Below are 16,943 nucleotides of genomic sequence, written 5' to 3' on the forward strand. Positions count from 1 at the left end.
ATAGCGATGTATCAGTAGCACAAGTGCAAGCTGACCCACCGCTATCGCAGGCAAGCCAGCTCCCACATTGACCGAGTTTCTGCAGTTATATCCGGGCAGCGAAAACGGCCTGGTGTTGGCGGCACTGCTCAGCCGTCAACATAAACACCCCATGCCCACCGCGCTTGAAGTCCAGCCAGGCAAAGTCCACTTCCGGATACAGCGCCTCGACATGCACCTGGCTGTTGCCCACTTCGACAATCAGCAAGCCCTTCTCGGTCAGGTGGTCCGCCGCTTCAGCCAGCATCCGGCGTACCAGGTTCAGGCCGTCGTCACCGCAGGCCAGGCCCAGTTCCGGTTCGTGTTGGTATTCGTCGGGCATGTCGGCGAAATCTTCGGCATCCACGTAGGGCGGGTTCGACACAATGAGGTCGAAACGCTGGCCGGGCAAACCGTCAAAACCATCGCCCTGCACGGTGTAGACGCGCTCGTCGACGCCATGGCGCTCGATGTTCTGGTTCGCCACTTCCAGGGCTTCGAAGGACAGGTCTCCCAGCACCACCTCGGCCTCGGGGAATTCGTAGGCACAGGCGATGCCGATGCAACCGGAGCCGGTGCACAGGTCAAGGATGCGTGCCGGCGGCTGGGCCAGCCAGGGTTCAAAGCGGTCTTCAATCAGCTCGCCTATCGGTGAACGCGGGATCAGTACGCGCTCATCGACGATAAACGACATGCCGCAAAACCAGGCTTCGTTCAACAGGTACGCGGTAGGCACTCGCTCATGGATACGCCGATGCAGCAAGCGCTGCACGTGGGAGATTTCCTCTTCTTCCAGGTTGCAATCCAAATAGCTGTCGGCGATTTCCCACGGCAGGTGCAAGGCGCCCAGCACCAATTGCCGGGCTTCGTCCCAGGCATTGTCGGTGCCATGGCCAAAAAACAGGTCTTCCCCATGGAAACGGCTGACAGCCCAACGGATATGGTCGCGCAAGGTGCGCAGGCGGGAAGTGATCACGGGGCAAGCTCCTGGAAAAAACGACTGGCGATTCTAACAGCCTTCACCTGTACCGACGATGTACGAAACACCTGGCACCGTACGTCGGATTTCATCCAATTCGCCCGCATTGTGTTAAACAGGCCTGCCTCTTGACATGGCTGCACGCCAGCAACGGCGTACCTTACGATAGTAGCGATTCACAGAAGCGCTCAGCCAGTGGACAATGTCGCAAAAGCCCCACTCACAGGAGCCCCAGAATGTCCGTTCCAAAGACGATGTTTCAACTCAGCGGTCGCGGTTACGCAGCAGCCAACCTCAATCATGCGACCCTGGTGATCATCGACGCCCAGAAAGAATACCTCAGCGGCCCGCTCGCCCTCTCGGGCATGGACTCGGCGGTGCAGAACATCAAGCAACTGGTGACCGCAGCGCGCAGTGCCGGGCGCCCGATTGTGCACGTGCGCCACCTGGGCACGGTGGGCGGCCTGTTTGACCCCCAGGGCGAGCGCGGCGAATTCATTCCGGGCCTTGAGCCTGAAGGTGACGAAACCATCATCGGCAAACTGCTGCCCAGCGCCTTCCATGGCACCGGCCTGGAAAAACACCTGCAAGACCTGGGCTCCCTGGACCTGATCGTCTGCGGTTTCATGAGCCACTCCAGCGTCAGCACCACCGTGCGCGCGGCCAAGAACCTGGGCTTTCGCTGCACCCTGGTGGAAGACGCCTGCGCCACCCGCGACCTGCCGTACAAGGGTGGCATCCTGAGCGCCGAGCACGTGCAGCAAACCGAAATGGCCATCATGGCCGACAACTTCGCCACCCTGGCGCTGGCCAAAGATCTGATCTGACCCTGCTGGCGGTGAGCGGCGTGTTTATTGCTCCGCTCATCCGCAAAGCCCTTTCATTTGGCGCATTTACCCCTCTCCCCGGAACAACCTGTGTATCTTCCGGTCGAAGGGCCGATACCCTGGAGGAAAGGTCGGAATGAAGATATCCGATGGTTTTGATGCTCGTCGCTTGCGCCCCAAAGGCCCGAGCAATTGGCGTCTGCGCCTGGTAGCGTGCATTGCCGCGTTACTGGCGATAGTAGGTTTGTTGTTGGCGGGCGCTGGTGGCGCCGGCCTGTTTGGGCATTCGCCGGCACTCGGCGAACTGAATGCCAGCCCGGGTGGCTCGGCACTCCTGCTGGGTGTCGGCTTGCTGGTGCTGTGGTTGGGTGTGTGGCTGTGGCGTCGCAGCCGTCGGAAAATGCGCCAACCGTTGTCGTTGGATATCGCCTCTCACCTGATGAAAAAGCACGACTGATGGCGCTTGGATAGCGTTTCCTGCGCCCTGGCCGCCGCGATTTAGGTAAACTGCCCGCCCTTCGCGGAGGCTGACATGCAAGACGACGATTTTTCCCTGTTCAAAAACGAGCTGCGCGGCGTCAAGCCGATCAAGCACGACCGCGCCGACACCGGCAAACCCAAGACCGACCGGGCGCAGATCGCCAAGCTGCGCCAGGCCGCGACCGTGCGCACCGATGCCACCACCGTGGATGGCCTGTCGGACCAGTTCGTGATCGACGTCGGCCCCGAAGATGAGCTCATGTGGGCCCGCGACGGCGTGCAGGAAAGCCAGATGCGCAAGCTCAAGGCCGGCCAGATCCCGTTCGAAGGCAGCCTCGACCTGCACGGTATGACCGTGGAAAAAGCCCGGGAAACCCTCTGGGCTTTCCTGGCTGAAGCGACCAAATTCGAAATTCGCTGCGTGCGCGTCACCCATGGCAAGGCTGTGCGGCTGGACGGCAAGCGGCCGATGATCAAGAGCCACGTCAACACCTGGCTGCGCCAGCATGCCCAGGTGCTCGGTTTTACCTCCTGCCAGGCCCGCCACGGCGGTGCCGGCGCGGTGTATGTGATGCTCAAGCGCACCATGATGGAAGGGCGCGACGAGTAACAAGTGCCTTCGTCAGGCTTGCAGCGATGTGTCCGCCACCGTAACCTTGCGCTTTGCGAAAATCCCACAGGTAGTTTCATGTCCCTGGAACAGAATTACACAGAGATTCTCGGCCAACTCGGCGAGGACGTGTCCCGCGAGGGCCTGCTCGACACGCCAAAGCGTGCCGCCAAGGCAATGCAGTACCTCTGCCGCGGTTATGAACAGACACTCGAAGAAGTCACCAATGGTGCCTTGTTCAGCTCTGACAATAGCGAAATGGTGCTGGTCAAGGACATCGAGCTGTACTCGTTGTGCGAGCATCACCTGTTGCCGTTTATCGGCAAGGCCCATGTGGCGTATATCCCGAGCGGCAAAGTGCTGGGCCTGTCGAAGGTCGCCCGCATTGTCGATATGTATGCGCGCCGCCTGCAGATCCAGGAAAACCTCAGCCGCCAGATCGCCGACGCCGTGTTGGAAGTGACAGGCGCCCTGGGCGTGGCCGTGGTGATCGAGGCCAAGCACATGTGCATGATGATGCGCGGTGTCGAGAAACAGAATTCGTCGATGATCACCTCGGTGATGCTGGGCGAGTTCCGTGAGAACGCGGCTACCCGCAGCGAATTTCTCAGCCTGATCAAGTAACCGGCCAGGCAGGAAAAAACCGGCGTTCATCGCCGGTTTTTTTTCGCCTGTAGAAATCAGGTAAGCTGCGCCCCCTCAGTCATGGGCAAGAGGTTTCAGCCATGTTCGTCAAAGCACTTAGAGTGGGCCTCGGCCACGTCATCATCGCGGGCGACTTTCTTACCCGCCCACGCAAAAAACAACGCCCTGCCGAGCAACAGGCCAAGGTCAATGCTGCCGCCAAAGACCTGACCCTGTATCAGTTCCACGCCTGCCCGTTCTGCGTGAAGACCCGCCGCACCCTGCACCGCCTGAATGTGCCGGTGGCCTTGAAGGACGCGAAGAACAACGAACAGGACCGCCAGACCCTGCTGGAGCAAGGCGGCAAGATCAAAGTGCCGTGCCTGCGCATCGAAGAGAACGGCCAGACCACCTGGATGTATGACTCCAAGGTGATCATCGAGTACCTGGACAAGCGCTTCGCCGCAATCTGAAGCCCGCTGCGGTCAATGTAGGAGCTGGCTTGCCTGCGATACGGGCACCGCGGTGCAGCAGATGTACCGAGGTGATGCTATCGCAGGCAAGCCAGCTCCCACATTTGCCCTGCGGTGTTCTTAAGTCTGTATTGCCAGTTCAAGATCCAGCAGTGCCGAGCCCAGGCACTTGCCGTGGGCATCCAGCGCCAGTGAGCGGGTCACGCCGCCACGCAGGATGCCCGGCAACACGAAGTTCAGCGCCTGCACATTCGACAATTCATAACGCCGAACCGGCTCAGCACCGGGTTCCAGTAAATCCGCGAAGAACGCTGCCACGCGCTCCGCCGTCAGCTGTTCACACAGCAACGGGTAGTCCTGCGCGCGGTAGGCAATGATCGAGATGTTTGACGTGTCGCCCTTATCCCCGGTGCGGGAATGGGCCAGCGTATGCAGTTTCATTCTTCAATCCTCGGTTTGACCGCTTCACGGGGCAGCAGCAACGACGCGACCGCCACCACCTGGCGTACGCCCTTGCTCGCCCCACCGCCGCCGGCCGGGCCGTTGGTGTAGAGGGTCTCCACTTCATTGCCGATCCGCACCGCGTCGCCACGCTCCTCACACCGGGCGGCGACCCGCAGGCGCACTTCCCAAGGCTCGACGCTGCTGCGTGGGCCGTGCAGTGAATCCATGCCGATCAACTCGGCGCGCAGGTCCTGCATCTTTACGCCGATCAACGCGAGACGCTTGAGTACCACGTCCCGCGCCAACTCGGCCCGTGCGACAGCACCTGGACCGCCGTAGGACATCTGCCCCTCACCGATCCAACCGTCCAGATAACCGACGCTGACCTTCAGTTGATCAGGCCGGGCACGCCCACTAGCTCCCTGGGCACGCACCCGGTCCACGCCCTCCTCGACAAACCCCACCTGGGAAAAGTCGGCCGTCACATCCGGGGTCAAGTAGGCTGCCGGGTCGTGAACTTCATAAATCAGTTGTTCGGCGCAGGTCGCGCGGCTGACCCGTCCACCGGAGCCTGCCACCTTGGTGATCACTGCATTGCCGTCGGCGTCGACCTCGGCCAGGGGAAAGCCCAGGCGTGCCAGATCCTCCACATCCTTGAAGCCGGGATCGGCGAAGTAACCGCCACTGACCTGCCCCGCGCACTCAAGTAAATGCCCCACCAACGTGCCTCGGCCCAGTCGCGGCCAATCATCGAAGGCCCAGCCGAACTCGAACATCTGCGGCGCCAGGAATAGCGAAGGGTCGGCCACGCGCCCGGTGATCACCACATCGGCGTCGGCACGCAACGCTTCAATAATGCCCTCCACACCCAAGTAGGCATTCGCGGAAATCAGCCGCTTACCCAATGCCCCCACGGTCTTGCCGTTATCCAGCAACTGCTCGGCAGGCAAGGCGTGCAGCACGTCATCGCCGACCACAGCCAAAACCTTGAGGCCCAGGCCCAGCTCGCCCGCAATACGCCGTACTTCCCTGGCCGCCGCCAGCGGGTTGGCCGCGCCCATATTGGTGATCACCCGCAGGCGTCGACGCCCCGCCCGCTGCCCCACAAAGGGCAAGACACGGCGCATGCGCTCAGCCAGCAGCGGGTCATAACCGCCCTGCGGGTCGCTGATACGCGCCTGTTGCGCCAGGGCGATGGTGCGTTCGGCCAGGCATTCGAAGACCAGGTAATCCAGGTCGCCGTGTTCGGCCAGTTCCACGGCAGGTTCTATACGGTCGCCGGAGTAGCCGGCGCCGGAGCCGATGCGCAAGGTGTTCATCTCAAATCACTCCCAGGAGCAACGCCGTCAGGGTCATCAACACCGAGGCGGCAAACAGGAAAGGAATGGTGAAGCGCTGGTGATCGGCCAGTTCGATCTTGCACAGGCCCACCAGCAGGAAGGTCGCAGGCGTCAGCGGGCTGACCGGGAAGCCGGTGGTGTGCACGCCCAGCAGCGAAGCCTGGGCCACCTGAAGCGGGTCGACGCCCAGGGCCTTGCCGACTTCGGCGATCACCGGCATCACGCCGAAATAGTAGGAATCGGGGTCAAACAACATGCTCAGGGGCATGGACAAAAAGCCCACGACGGCCGGAATCAACTTGCCGTGGCCCGCCGGAATCTGCGCCACCGCCACTTCGGCGATGGCCTTGAGCATGCCGGTGCCTTGCATGATGCCGGTAAATACTCCGGCGGCGAGCAGGATACTGGCCATGGTCAGGGCGGTTTTCGCATGGGCGTCGATGCGCGCACGCTGGGCGTCCACGTTGGGATAGTTGATGCACAACGCAACCACGGTGCCGAGCATGAACATCACCACCGGGTCGACCCAGCCGGCGATCATCACCACCATCACCAGCACGGTCAGCATCAGGTTGACCCAGAACAACCGTGGACGACGCAGCGTGATGTCGTCATCGCTGAGCACTCGTTGCGGCACCGCCTCCACGCTGGAACCGGCGCCCAGGCCCAGGCGCTTTTCTTCGCGATGGCCCAGCCACCAGGCGCAGGCGAAGACAAAGATCAGCCCGACGATCTGAACCGGGATCAATGGTTGGAACAGGTCGGCCACCGGCACATGCAAGGCCGCCGACGAACGCAGCACCGGGCCGGTCCAGGGCAGGAAGTTGACGCCGGCGGCCATCGCACACACGCAGGCTAGGATGCGTTTATCGATGCCGAGGCGCGTATACAGCGGCAGCATCGCCGGCACCGTCACCAGAAAGGTCACCGCGCCAGAGCCGTCCAGGTGCACCAGCAACGCCAGGGTCGCAGTACCCACCACAATTCGTGTAGGACGCGTCCCGACCGTACGCAGGATGCGATCAATAATGGGATCGAGCATGCCCGCATCGGTCATGATCCCGAAAAACAGGATCGCGAACACAAACATGCCCACCACAGGGGCGACGTTCTTGATACCGGTAATGATGAAGGCGCTGGTTTGCAGGCCGAATCCACCGATCAGCGCGGCAATGATCGGCAAGGCGATCAAGGCTACCAGCGGCGAGAGGCGCTTGCTCATGACGGCAGCGAGCAGGCACAGGATGGTGATGACACCCAGGGTTGCGAGCATGGGTTACTCCAGGGCGGCCTCGTTGGCCGGTTATTGTTTTCCCTGGAGTATTGGAATCGCGCTAGGCTTTGTAAATTGCAATATTCAGCCATCAGCGTTCGGAAAAACAAAATGAAGCGGCGCTTATGAAAAACAGCATCCAGCACATTCAAGCCTTCCTTGCGGTTGCCCGCACAGGCAGCTTCACCAAGGCGGCCAACGAATTGCATCTGTCGCCGTCAGCCCTCACCGTGCAGGTGCAACAACTGGAAGACTGGCTCGGCGTCGCCCTGCTCGACCGCAGCCCGCGCCACGTGAGCATTACCGCCGCAGGCCAGGACGCGCGCGGGCCTATGGAAAAACTGCTGTTGGACCTGGACAACATCGTCACCGGCTCCCGCGACCTCGCCGCCTTGCGCCGCGGCGTGGTGACCATTGCCGCCCTGCCCTCAGTCTGCGCAGGCGCTCTGCCCCCGGCCTTGCGCCTGTTTCGCCAACGCTTCGCCGGCATCGAAGTGCGCCTGCATGACCTGGTGGCCCAGCGCATTCATGCAAAGGTTCGCAACGGCGAAGTGGATTTCGGCATCGGCGTGCGCGCTCGCCTGAGCCACGGGCTGGACTTCGTGCCGGTGCTCAATGATCGGCTGTGCGCATTTGTACCATCGGGCCATGCGCTCGCCCGCCATCGCCAACTGACTCTGGAACAATTGGCGGACCAGCCGATCATCCTGACCGGCCGAGACAGCAGTGTGCGCGAGCAAGTGGACACGCTGTTCGATGAGACACGACTGACGCTGAACGCCGGCATGGAGGCCAACTACATGTCGACCGTATTGGCCTTGGTGCGCCAGGGCCTGGGCATCAGTGTGTTGCCGGAGTCAGCGGCCGATAGCCTGGAAGGTTTGAAGCGGATCAGCATCGATCATCCCGGGGTGAATCGAGAGATCGGGTTGATCAGCCGTAGCGGCATGGGCTTGAGCCCGGCGGCGCAGCGCTGCTTTGAACTGCTCAACAAAGCACTGCCTGACGCGCCGCCGCGCTGAATGTGGGAGCTGGCCTGCCTGCGATGCAGACACCTCGGTTTAGCCGGAGCACCAGGGTGACGCTATCGCAGGCAAGCCAGCTCCCACATTGGACCGAGTGAATCAGTCGAGCATCGGCACATACCGAGGATGACTGGCCACCCGCTGCAACCATGCCTGCACCGCCGGATACGGCGCCAGGTCAAAGCCGCCTTCATGGGCCACATGGGTGTAGGCATACAATGCGATATCGGCAATTGAAAACTGCTCGCCCACTAAATAAGGCGTGGCTTGAAGCTGACGCTCCATCACCTTCAAGGCCTTGTAACCGCCCTTATGGGTGGTTTTATATTCTTCCAGCCGATCCTCGGGCATGTTCAGGTAAAACTGAATAAACCGCGCCACCGCAATGTAAGGCTCATGGCTGTACTGCTCGAAAAACTGCCACTGCAATACCTGGGTACGCAGGCGCGGTTCGGTCGGCAGGAATTCGCTGCCATCGGCGAGGAAGTTGAGGATCGCGTTGGACTCCCACAGGCAGGTGCCGTCTTCGAGCTCCAATACCGGGACCTTGCCATTGGGGTTCTTGGCCAGGAACTCAGGGGTCTGGGTATCGCCCTTGAGAATATCAATATCGATCCATTCATACGGGATGCCCAACAGAGTGAGCATCAATTTGACCTTGTAGCAATTGCCCGACTTGTAATCGCCATAAACCTTGTACATGGGGCTCCCCTTTTCGCCGCGCTGACCGAATGCTTGCGCCCACAAGGTGCGGGTATCGAGGGCTTGTTTCAAGGCGTCGCGCAGAATAAATCCCCTGGCGTGGGCCTTTCATCCCTTTTCGCCCAGATAATCGAAAACATTATTTGCTTTATTTGTATACAAAAGCATAATTCGCTTCGTGCGAGTTCCTGACCTTTTGGTCAACAAACCCGCCAACACCTCAAAGCGCCGTTGCCCACTCATGTAACCGGCGCTGGAAATAACAATAAAACGATTGAGGAGTACTCGCTGTGGATAGCCGCAAAACCGAAGCCCCTACGTTGGACCTGGCCGCGCCCCGAGGCGGTTGGCTGGAACGCCTGTTCAAACTGCGCTTGCATGGCACCACAGTGAAGACCGAGCTGATCGCCGGCCTCACCACTTTTATCACCATGGCCTACATCATCTTCGTCAACCCCAATATCATGGCCGATGCCGGTATCGATCACGGCGCGGCCTTCGTCGCCACCTGCATAGCGGCCGCGCTGGGTTGCCTGCTGATGGGCCTGTACGCCAACTGGCCCGTGGGCCTGGCGCCGGGCATGGGCTTGAACGCATTCTTCACCTACACCGTGGTCGGCACCATGGGCTACACCTGGGAGACCGCCCTCGGCGCGGTGTTTATTTCCGGCGTGCTGTTCATGATCCTCACGCTGTCGCGCATCCGCGAATGGCTGCTCAACAGCATTCCGGTCAGCCTGCGCCATGCCATGGGAGCCGGCGTGGGCTTGTTCCTAGGGGTGATCGGCCTGAAAACCGCCGGCATCATCGTCGACAGCCCGGCCACGCTGATCAAGCTCGGTTCCCTGCACGAGCCGGCACCGCTGCTGGCGGCCGTGTGTTTCCTGCTGATTGCCATCCTCAGTTATCACCGCGTCTTCGGCGCCATCCTGATCAGCATCATCGCCGTAACCCTGGCCGGCTGGGGCCTGGGCCTAGTGCACTACAACGGCATTCTCGCCACCCCACCGAGCCTGGCACCGACTTGGATGGCAATGGACGTGATGGGTGTGTTCAATGTGAGCATGATCAGCGTGGTATTTGCCTTTCTTTTTGTACACATGTTCGACACTGCCGGTACACTGATGGGCGTTGCGCAACGCGCAGGCCTGGTGAATGCCGATGGCAAGATCGACAACCTGTCTCGCGCGTTGAAGGCTGACAGTGCGTCCAGCGTGTTTGGCGCCATGGTCGGTGTACCGCCGGTGACCAGCTATGTAGAAAGCGCCGCCGGTGTGGCTGCTGGCGGCCGTACGGGTTTGACCGCAGTGACCGTGGGCGTGCTGTTCGTGGCGGCGATGTTTTTTGCGCCGCTGGCCGGCATGATTCCCGCCTACGCAACGGCGGGCGCGCTGATTTATGTAGCGATGCTGATGATGGCGAGCATGGCCCATATCAATTGGGATGAGGCCACCGACAGCATTCCGGCGATCGTCACCGCGATCATGATGCCGCTGACGTTTTCGGTCGCCGACGGCATCGCCCTGGGCTTTATCACGTATGTGGCGTTGAAGGCCGGCACCGGTAAATACCGCGAGATTTCCATCAGCCTGTGGGTACTGTGCGCGATCTTTATCGCCAAGTTCATCTTCCTGTAGTTCGGGAACGGCTGAAAAACCGCCTCACCTTCGGGTGGGGCTTTTGCATGAAGGGAGGACTGTAAATGACCTTGGAAACCTGGCTGCTGTTCAGTGGCGCTGCACTGGTGGTGATCCTGATTCCTGGCCCGCTGTCGCTGTTGATGATCAGCAACAGCCTCAACTACGGCCTGCGCCGCTCCTACCCTGCGTTTCTGGGCGGCGTGTTCGCCTCGATCTGCCTGTTGAGCGCCTCGGCCCTGGGCCTTGGCGCGCTGTTGCTGGCTTCTGAGCAATTGTTCAGCGCATTGAAGATCGTCGGCGCGCTGTACCTGTTCTACCTCGCCTGGCAAAGCTGGCAACAGTCGCGCCAGCCAAGCCAGGGTGCACAAGTACCGCAGACCCCGGCCGTGCCGCGCTTTCGCGCCTTGTTTGGCCGTGCCTTTGTACTGGGCGCCAGTAACCCCAAGGACATTCTGTTTTTCGCCGCCTTCCTGCCGCAATTTCTCAGCGCCCAGCAAGCCTTTTTACCGCAACTGCTGATCATGATCGCCACCTGGACGGTGCTCGACCTGCTGTGCAAGCTGGCTTACGGCCTCGGCGCCCATGGCGCAGCGCGGTATTTGCGCAGCGGCGCCGGCCAGAGCTGGTTCAACCGCGTCAGTGCGGCCCTGTTCGGTTGCGCCGGCCTGGCCTCGCTGATGAAGGTCAGGGGTTCAGTTTGATGAAGTAAACCGTGGGCGAGACATCGCTCCCGGTCGGCCACTGAATACCCGCCAGGATCCGTACCAGGCGCTGTTGACGCATGGCACTGCTGACTTCGTCAGCTAACGCCACGTTGGTATAGGTCCTGAGCCCGGTCACAAGCCAATTGTCGCTTAACGTCGAAAAAAGGCGCAAAGACGGCCTTTCCGCCCACAGGTATGACACGTAATAAAGCCGAGATGGTGAGTTGGGGTGGGTGGCCAGCGTCTCCCGCCGGATCGTCCCGTAACGCCGCACATTGACATGCCTGAGGGTGAAGCCCTGTTCCTCAAGCAACGTACTGACCGCTGCATATTGGGCGGTATTTCTTTCGCTCGCGACTGCCTTGCCACCGCGACGCAGGGTGCGTGGCGGCCTCACAGGTGGCAGGAAGTCAATACGGGTCAAGCCCGGCGCAGCGCCCTGGAAGCTTATGAAGGTCGTGTTGGGTGCCCTGTCGGTAGGCCGCAACATCCGCAATAAGTCATCGGTGCGGCCAGGCCGCACGGGGGCCGGCGGCAACCATTCGTCCAGGGTTGCACGCACTCTGAGCAGATGCGTGGCAGTTGCCGGGCGCGCCGGACCCGACAATTCGATCAAGCGGCTCACCACATGATCTCGGGTCCTGTTGGTAAGGGTGGGAAAGGCGATGGCCACGGACTGCTCCAACGGCCGGTCGAAAATCGGCGCATGCAAATGCCAGGCGCCCGTTGCCGTGCGGGATGCAGGTAACGGCTGTTCGAGCAGGTCGTTGCTGGTCCAACGCAGGATGTCAACGCTGGCCAATGACACCAGCGGCTCATTCCTGGTGATGAACACGATACCGTGAAGCCCGGCATCCTCACCTGGGGGCAGCAACCGGTAAAAACGGCTGCTCGGATCGGTCAGGCTGGAACGTTCAGGCGCAACACGCAGCACATGGTGAGGATAGCCTTGAGGGTCCGCTGCGACATGAAATATCCCTGGAGCGGGCGAGCTCGATAGCTGGCCTGGATGAAGCTGAGTCTGCCAATCCAACCAATGCGTGGCTGTGGTGGAGAACTGGCGAATCCTGTCTTCGCTCGCTACACGCACCGGCGGTTGCCAGTCCGACACGTCAGGCCTCGGAGGTTGCCACGGCCGATGGGTTCCCGAACTCGGCCCCGGAGTTGGCGCGTCCGCGCCCAATAACCATTCTTCGGGCTGATAGATATGCACGAGCAACTCATCTTCTTCGCCTGCCTGTTTGTTTTTCAGGCGTAATGAGTGTTCGTTCTGGCGCCGGTACACCGGATAACGATGCGTGTCATCCGCCAGGAAGGCCTCGCCATTTTTGACGTACACACCCTTTTCACCCACGCCCTTCAGCGCGACAGCGTCTTGAGGCACGCCCTTTAGCCGAAAATGCTCCAGGGCTTTGAGCTGGGTAATTGGCCGTGATATCCCAGCGGCCAGTGTTCTGGGCGCCGTCATGTGCAGGTGGCGGATTCGACTCAACCCGGTGGCCAGCGAACGCCGCGTGATTCCTCCCACGGCGCCCGCCCTGGTTTTGGCGCCGGGTATAAAACCCAATAACAGTTCAACCGTCAGAAAAATGCTCATGAAGCCAACATCAACCGCATCCGAGGAACGGCCAAAACGGTGGTACCGCCGCGCCGCCAGCAGCAACTCGTAGAAGTCGTTGACCATGCCGTAAGGCGGCACGAAAAAACCCACCAAGGCGCGCATGCGCGTATCACTTTGCTCCTCCAGGCGTTTGGTTCGATAGCGGTCCAATGCCTTGCTGGAATTGCACGCCGCCTGGGTTCGGCGCTGCAAATCAAGCACCCAGGCCTTGTACAGCAACGCGTTGGCATCGCTGTGGGCAGTGGGCACGATCGCCAGCGCGTTCAGCGGGTCAGTATCGACCTGCTCCTGGAACTGCTTTTCAATGTCCTGCGGCACCGGCGTCGGCTCCAGATGCTTGACCGCAAAGGAGCGAATGAACTTCACGCCCCGCCACACACCGGAAAAGAACGTGGCCCGCAGCAGTTCGTCCAGCGTAGCGTCGGGCTCGGCATCATGGGTGACGGCCTCGAATGCCCAGCCCGGTGCGACCTGCCGCGCCAGCTGTTTGGCGTGCTCGGCCTGGGTCGCGATGCGATTGAGCGCCACGTGCGCCTCTTGCACGCTGGCGTATTCGGTAACGGCCAAGGCAGTGGCAGCGTTCGGCCAATACACTACGCAGCGCCCATTGGCCTGATCCTGCATGACCACAATGCCGGCGATGTAGCGATCATGCTGCAGCGTGTGCCCCACCAGATGCACCACTGACAGGCTCAGTCGATGGCCATTCTTCAGCAAGTCCTCTGGCGTTCGCGCGGCCATCGCTGTATTGAACAGGCTTTGCGCGGGTGCACTCAGCCCCTGGCGGATGGCCGAATACAGCCGTACCTTGGCACAGTCGCGCAACATGCGCTGCATCAGTTCCGGAATACGGCCTTCGCTCAGCCCTTGGGCCGCAGGCTCAAACGTGCGCTCGATCTTTGCTGCGTATTGACCGCCGATATCCAGCGCGGAGATTGTCTTGATCAGGTAGTCCGCATCCAGCCGTCTGCGCCAGTCCGGCTGCAGGTAGGTGGCGTGGTTCAAGCGCTTGCGCGTCCAGGGCGCTTGCGGGTCGAGGTTATGGAGCGCCAGTTGCAGCAGGCTGAAAGTGCTGCGCTCAAGGCTGGGGGTCTGAATTTCCTTGCGATCGCCCGGTGTGCAGCGGCTTTCATAACCGCAGAAACTGCTGGCGACGTCGTCCGGCATAGTCAGTAAGGGCTGCTCGATATCCAGCCCCGGATAGAAACCGTCCTCTGTTAAACGGGCGATCAAGGCAGTGCGGGCGAAGGTCTCCAGGTCTTCCAGACGCTGCTCAAGCCGGTTTTCAACCGCGAGGACGCTGGCCAAGTGTCGGCCCTGCAGTTTCTTGAAGATCTTGCGCTGGGCGCTCGACGCGCCCGCCAGCCATGCCGGCAGCTTTTTCGCATCGGCGGTGGCTTTGCGCAGTACATCAAGATGGGCCTGGCTCTGCTCAAGCAGATCATTGGCCGGTACTTTCAGATGTTCGCCCAGTTCTATCAGCAGTAGATCACGGCTGAACGCAGGGCTCTTAACCTCACCGAAAAGCTGCGTCGCGTCCGCCGAGCTTGTGTGCAAAGCCCCATAGTGCTTCATCAGTTTTTTGAACGAAAACTCCAGAGGCCCTTTTTCGATCAGCTCGTAGCGCACTGCCAAGGTGCCTCGCGCGGCATGCTTGCGTAGGTCTTGCCGTACCTTTCGCTCGATGCACCTCCAGAGCACTGACTCATCACTGCTGTTGAAACTGGCCAACAGGCTTTTAGTCAGGGCTTGCAGACTGGAAAAAGACAGCACCCCGCCCGATTGTCCAAACCCACATAGCACCACCGGGACCGAGCGGCCAGGCTTCTCAACGGCCGTCGCTGTGGTCACCACCATCAGGTTATGCACGTGGTAGAACGCATCCGGCGCACTGCCCACCGAAACCGACAAGACGCGTGCGTCACCGTATTCACGCTTGGCGGCCTGGTGCTGGTCCACTATCTTGATCACCAGGTCTCGATGTGCCGTGGGTATCAGCTTGAGCCGGTGCTGCAATTGGACCTCGCAGCGCAAGGCCTCGCCTTGAGCCTGCAAAAACAGGGTGGCGCGCTTTTCGGTCTGGGTAGGACGTTCGATCCAGAACCCATACTCATACAGCCGTTTCTGCGCACCGCTGCTCAGTGAGTCCATGGTTTGCGCATGCTCCTGGAGCTCGCGCGCGAGGGCCACAACCTCCTGAAATTGCGTGGTATCGACGCTGGGATCAGCCACATCGAGTAACGCGAGCAAGCCCTTTTCGTAGCGTTTGAGCCGAGCATGCATCGCGAGCATGGGTTGGCCGGACAAAAGATTGGCAAAGCAGATTTCCCGTCGCCGACGCCGCGCATCCCATTCCAGCAACGACTTGCCTGATGCACCCAGCCGCGCCTCACCGACCAATTGCTTTCTGGCACGTTCGATAAACGTCAGAAAAGGCGCAGCCGTCAGCGGCTGAGGCGGCGGCCGTCGTTGGGAATATAGGTGGCTCTGATTGATCGCCAACGCACAGGCCAATTCATTTTCCCACTGGCCGTCCAACAGCGCTTGCGCGCTCAACGCCAACGCATCCCCGTCCAGTACCGAACCACGGGCAACACTGCTCGCCGGGGTGTAGTGCGTGGGCCGGCAAAGTTCATGGCGGCGCTTGAGCGGCAGGCACTGCCAAAGCTCGTCGAACAACGCCTGGCTGGTCAGTTTCAGCAGGCCGCACTGCAGGAAGAAGAAGCTCGGATACTCATAAAAATTGCGCGCTACACCCGGCAGGTAGATCACATGCGGCACATCACTGGGGTCATCCGCACGATAGATGTGCAAGGCGCCGGGGATCGCTACCGCGGGTGAGCCGGGCCACATCAATTGGCTGGCGCGCACACTGGCCCAGTCGCCCCCGGCCCGCTGGCGAGCTTCGGGGCTCGGCGCATCGATCAGCGCCTGGACCAGGCTTGACGCCTCACTCGACAGCTCGCCCAACTGCCCCGCGATAAAGGCCCGATCAGCGAACAACTCGGCCTGCAATTGGCACCAGTGTTCCTGACGCGTCTGCCAGGAGCCGGCCACCAGTGTTTCCCAGTAGCGGCTGAACGCGGGGGCCAGACGTTCGAACAGCTTCATCGCGAGTACTTGCTGCAGCACCTGCAAGGGCGTCAACGGCCACACACGGGCCGGTTCATCCTTGACGCTCAGCGTGGTGAACTGATTGAGGTTGATTGGCACGGCAGGTAGCGCCAGCGAGAGCAGCGTCCGTTCCGTCAGGGTGTCGACCCTGTGCAGTGCTGGCGGCGGCATGGCTTGGGTGAACAGTAGTTTGTCCGGGTCGATGTCGAACGCTTTGCGCAGTGCTGCGCGAATCACCTTCAAGACTTTGGGCGCGCGTACCGTCAAATGCATCAGGGCTTTGGTTGTGTTGGCGCATCGTTGGTCGGCAAGGCCGAGCTGGTTGATCAGGCGGCTGGGCTGCGGGTGGCTGTTGATCCGTCGTGACAGTTGGCTGCGCATTTGCTGTATGGACGCTTGCGCAGTGGGGTCGGTCGTGTCGATGGGTGGGGCCATGATGTTTTCTTAACCTGAGGAAAACACCCAGCCTAGGCACGCCACTGACGCAACAGGCGTTAGATAGTTGAACAAACGCCAGGCAAAAAAAAGCCCGCAGTGTGCGCGGGCGAAACCAACGAAGAGCATTTGGGGGTGTGAAGCGAGGTGACGACTCAGCTACCGCGATAAGTGGAGTAGCTGTAAGGCGAAATCAGCAGGGGCACATGGTAATGGTCCTGTTCGGCACTGATGCCAAAGCGCAGTACCACCACGTCCAGAAAAGCCGGCTCGGGCAACTGCACCCCACGGGCCCGGTAGTAATCACCGGCGCTGAACTGCAGTTGGTACACGCCGCTGCGGTAGTCCTCGCCTTGCAGCAGCGGTGCGTCGCAACGGCCATCGCTGTTAGTGGTGGCGGTAGCGACCAGCTCCAGCTGCGCGCCTTCGACGCGGTACAGCTCAACCTTGATGGCGCTGCCGGGGCAGCCGTGCGCGGCGTCCAAAACGTGTGTGGTCAAACGTCCCATGGCTTTTATGCGCCTCCCGAAGTCAGTCATAGAGAAACCCGCACTCTTTCAGGGCAGTGAAAAAGCCGGCGATGGCTGATTAAGACATTTTTCTAAAAAATTGTACACAATAAATTCAACAGCCT

General features: G+C 60.8%; 15 protein-coding genes. 8 read left to right on the forward strand and 7 right to left on the reverse strand.

Annotated features, from left to right (window positions below):
- Positions 1-85: 85 nt before the first annotated feature.
- Positions 86-994, reverse strand: a complete 909-nt coding sequence (gene prmB / locus E1K68_RS19020) for a 50S ribosomal protein L3 N(5)-glutamine methyltransferase (RefSeq protein WP_057709807.1) — start codon at positions 992-994, stop codon at positions 86-88.
- Between the two features lie 239 nt (positions 995-1,233).
- Between prmB and E1K68_RS19025 the strand changes: the two genes are divergently transcribed.
- The 5 genes from E1K68_RS19025 to E1K68_RS19045 all read left to right on the forward strand — a co-directional run bounded on the left by E1K68_RS19025 (position 1,234) and on the right by E1K68_RS19045 (position 4,011).
- Positions 1,234-1,824 carry a cysteine hydrolase family protein gene (locus E1K68_RS19025; RefSeq protein WP_192001671.1) on the forward strand — a complete coding sequence of 197 codons (591 nt, stop codon included), beginning with the start codon at positions 1,234-1,236 and terminating at the stop codon, positions 1,822-1,824.
- Positions 1,825-1,960: 136 nt separating this feature from the next.
- Complete coding sequence (locus tag E1K68_RS19030) at positions 1,961-2,281, forward strand: hypothetical protein (RefSeq protein ID WP_212614549.1); 321 nt, start codon at positions 1,961-1,963, stop codon at positions 2,279-2,281.
- 75 nt (positions 2,282-2,356) lie between these two features.
- Positions 2,357-2,914: a Smr/MutS family protein gene (locus tag E1K68_RS19035; protein WP_003192796.1), complete on the forward strand. Its 558-nt coding sequence runs from the start codon at positions 2,357-2,359 to the stop codon at positions 2,912-2,914.
- A gap of 78 nt (positions 2,915-2,992) precedes the next feature.
- On the forward strand, positions 2,993-3,538 hold the full coding sequence (gene folE, locus E1K68_RS19040; protein WP_003192797.1) for a GTP cyclohydrolase I FolE: 546 nt from the start codon (positions 2,993-2,995) through the stop codon (positions 3,536-3,538).
- A 101-nt stretch (positions 3,539-3,639) separates the two neighbouring features.
- Positions 3,640-4,011 carry a glutathione S-transferase N-terminal domain-containing protein gene (locus E1K68_RS19045; RefSeq protein WP_003192799.1) on the forward strand — a complete coding sequence of 124 codons (372 nt, stop codon included), beginning with the start codon at positions 3,640-3,642 and terminating at the stop codon, positions 4,009-4,011.
- A 120-nt stretch (positions 4,012-4,131) separates the two neighbouring features.
- On the opposite strand, the gene E1K68_RS19050 is transcribed toward E1K68_RS19045, so the two are convergent.
- Genes E1K68_RS19050 through E1K68_RS19060 form a run of 3 tightly spaced genes read right to left on the reverse strand, consistent with a single transcriptional unit; the run spans position 4,132 to position 7,068 of the window.
- Complete coding sequence (locus E1K68_RS19050) at positions 4,132-4,452, reverse strand: hypothetical protein (RefSeq protein WP_212614550.1); 321 nt, start codon at positions 4,450-4,452, stop codon at positions 4,132-4,134.
- Positions 4,449-5,774 carry an acyclic terpene utilization AtuA family protein gene (locus E1K68_RS19055; protein WP_212614551.1) on the reverse strand — a complete coding sequence of 442 codons (1,326 nt, stop codon included), beginning with the start codon at positions 5,772-5,774 and terminating at the stop codon, positions 4,449-4,451. Before E1K68_RS19055 ends, E1K68_RS19050 begins: the two co-directional genes overlap by 4 nt.
- A gap of 1 nt (position 5,775) precedes the next feature.
- Positions 5,776-7,068, reverse strand: a complete 1,293-nt coding sequence (locus E1K68_RS19060) for a citrate:proton symporter (protein ID WP_003192804.1) — start codon at positions 7,066-7,068, stop codon at positions 5,776-5,778.
- A gap of 125 nt (positions 7,069-7,193) precedes the next feature.
- Between E1K68_RS19060 and E1K68_RS19065 the strand changes: the two genes are divergently transcribed.
- Positions 7,194-8,090, forward strand: coding sequence for a LysR family transcriptional regulator (locus E1K68_RS19065; RefSeq protein WP_212614552.1), 897 nt, complete (start codon positions 7,194-7,196; stop codon positions 8,088-8,090).
- Between the two features lie 102 nt (positions 8,091-8,192).
- On the opposite strand, the gene E1K68_RS19070 is transcribed toward E1K68_RS19065, so the two are convergent.
- Entirely contained in the window at positions 8,193-8,795 is a 603-nt protein-coding gene (locus E1K68_RS19070) for a glutathione S-transferase family protein (protein WP_003192808.1), read from the reverse strand.
- A gap of 290 nt (positions 8,796-9,085) precedes the next feature.
- Between E1K68_RS19070 and E1K68_RS19075 the strand changes: the two genes are divergently transcribed.
- Both E1K68_RS19075 and E1K68_RS19080 read left to right on the forward strand, forming a co-directional pair.
- Positions 9,086-10,432 carry an NCS2 family permease gene (locus tag E1K68_RS19075; RefSeq protein ID WP_003192809.1) on the forward strand — a complete coding sequence of 449 codons (1,347 nt, stop codon included), beginning with the start codon at positions 9,086-9,088 and terminating at the stop codon, positions 10,430-10,432.
- 65 nt (positions 10,433-10,497) lie between these two features.
- On the forward strand, positions 10,498-11,136 hold the full coding sequence (locus E1K68_RS19080) for a LysE family translocator (protein WP_003192811.1): 639 nt from the start codon (positions 10,498-10,500) through the stop codon (positions 11,134-11,136).
- Here the strand turns inward: E1K68_RS19080 and E1K68_RS19085 are convergent.
- Positions 11,120-16,309 (reverse strand): DUF6543 domain-containing protein, encoded by a 5,190-nt coding sequence (locus E1K68_RS19085; protein ID WP_244858826.1) that lies wholly within the window; start codon positions 16,307-16,309, stop codon positions 11,120-11,122. The two genes, E1K68_RS19080 and E1K68_RS19085, sit on opposite strands and share 17 nt — an antisense overlap.
- A gap of 155 nt (positions 16,310-16,464) precedes the next feature.
- Positions 16,465-16,848, reverse strand: coding sequence for a hydroxyisourate hydrolase (uraH, locus tag E1K68_RS19090; protein WP_169856005.1), 384 nt, complete (start codon positions 16,846-16,848; stop codon positions 16,465-16,467).
- Positions 16,849-16,943 lie beyond the last annotated feature (95 nt).

This window comes from Pseudomonas sp. B2021 (genome assembly GCF_018135665.1).
GTDB lineage: Bacteria > Pseudomonadota > Gammaproteobacteria > Pseudomonadales > Pseudomonadaceae > Aquipseudomonas > Aquipseudomonas lactis.

What these genes read in the sequence shown, in the direction of transcription:
- E1K68_RS19025 (WP_192001671.1), top strand. Translation starts at nt 1,234, where the DNA reads ATGTCCGTTCCAAAGACGATGTTTCAACTCAGCGGTCGCGGTTACGCA.
- E1K68_RS19030 (WP_212614549.1), top strand. Translation starts at nt 1,961, where the DNA reads ATGAAGATATCCGATGGTTTTGATGCTCGTCGCTTGCGCCCCAAAGGC.
- E1K68_RS19035 (WP_003192796.1), top strand. Translation starts at nt 2,357, where the DNA reads ATGCAAGACGACGATTTTTCCCTGTTCAAAAACGAGCTGCGCGGCGTC.
- folE (WP_003192797.1), top strand. Translation starts at nt 2,993, where the DNA reads ATGTCCCTGGAACAGAATTACACAGAGATTCTCGGCCAACTCGGCGAG.
- E1K68_RS19045 (WP_003192799.1), top strand. Translation starts at nt 3,640, where the DNA reads ATGTTCGTCAAAGCACTTAGAGTGGGCCTCGGCCACGTCATCATCGCG.
- E1K68_RS19050 (WP_212614550.1), bottom strand. Translation starts at nt 4,452, where the DNA reads ATGAAACTGCATACGCTGGCCCATTCCCGCACCGGGGATAAGGGCGAC.
- E1K68_RS19055 (WP_212614551.1), bottom strand. Translation starts at nt 5,774, where the DNA reads ATGAACACCTTGCGCATCGGCTCCGGCGCCGGCTACTCCGGCGACCGT.
- E1K68_RS19060 (WP_003192804.1), bottom strand. Translation starts at nt 7,068, where the DNA reads ATGCTCGCAACCCTGGGTGTCATCACCATCCTGTGCCTGCTCGCTGCC.
- E1K68_RS19065 (WP_212614552.1), top strand. Translation starts at nt 7,194, where the DNA reads ATGAAAAACAGCATCCAGCACATTCAAGCCTTCCTTGCGGTTGCCCGC.
- E1K68_RS19070 (WP_003192808.1), bottom strand. Translation starts at nt 8,795, where the DNA reads ATGTACAAGGTTTATGGCGATTACAAGTCGGGCAATTGCTACAAGGTC.
- E1K68_RS19080 (WP_003192811.1), top strand. Translation starts at nt 10,498, where the DNA reads ATGACCTTGGAAACCTGGCTGCTGTTCAGTGGCGCTGCACTGGTGGTG.
- E1K68_RS19085 (WP_244858826.1), bottom strand. Translation starts at nt 16,309, where the DNA reads ATGGCCCCACCCATCGACACGACCGACCCCACTGCGCAAGCGTCCATA.
- uraH (WP_169856005.1), bottom strand. Translation starts at nt 16,848, where the DNA reads ATGACTGACTTCGGGAGGCGCATAAAAGCCATGGGACGTTTGACCACA.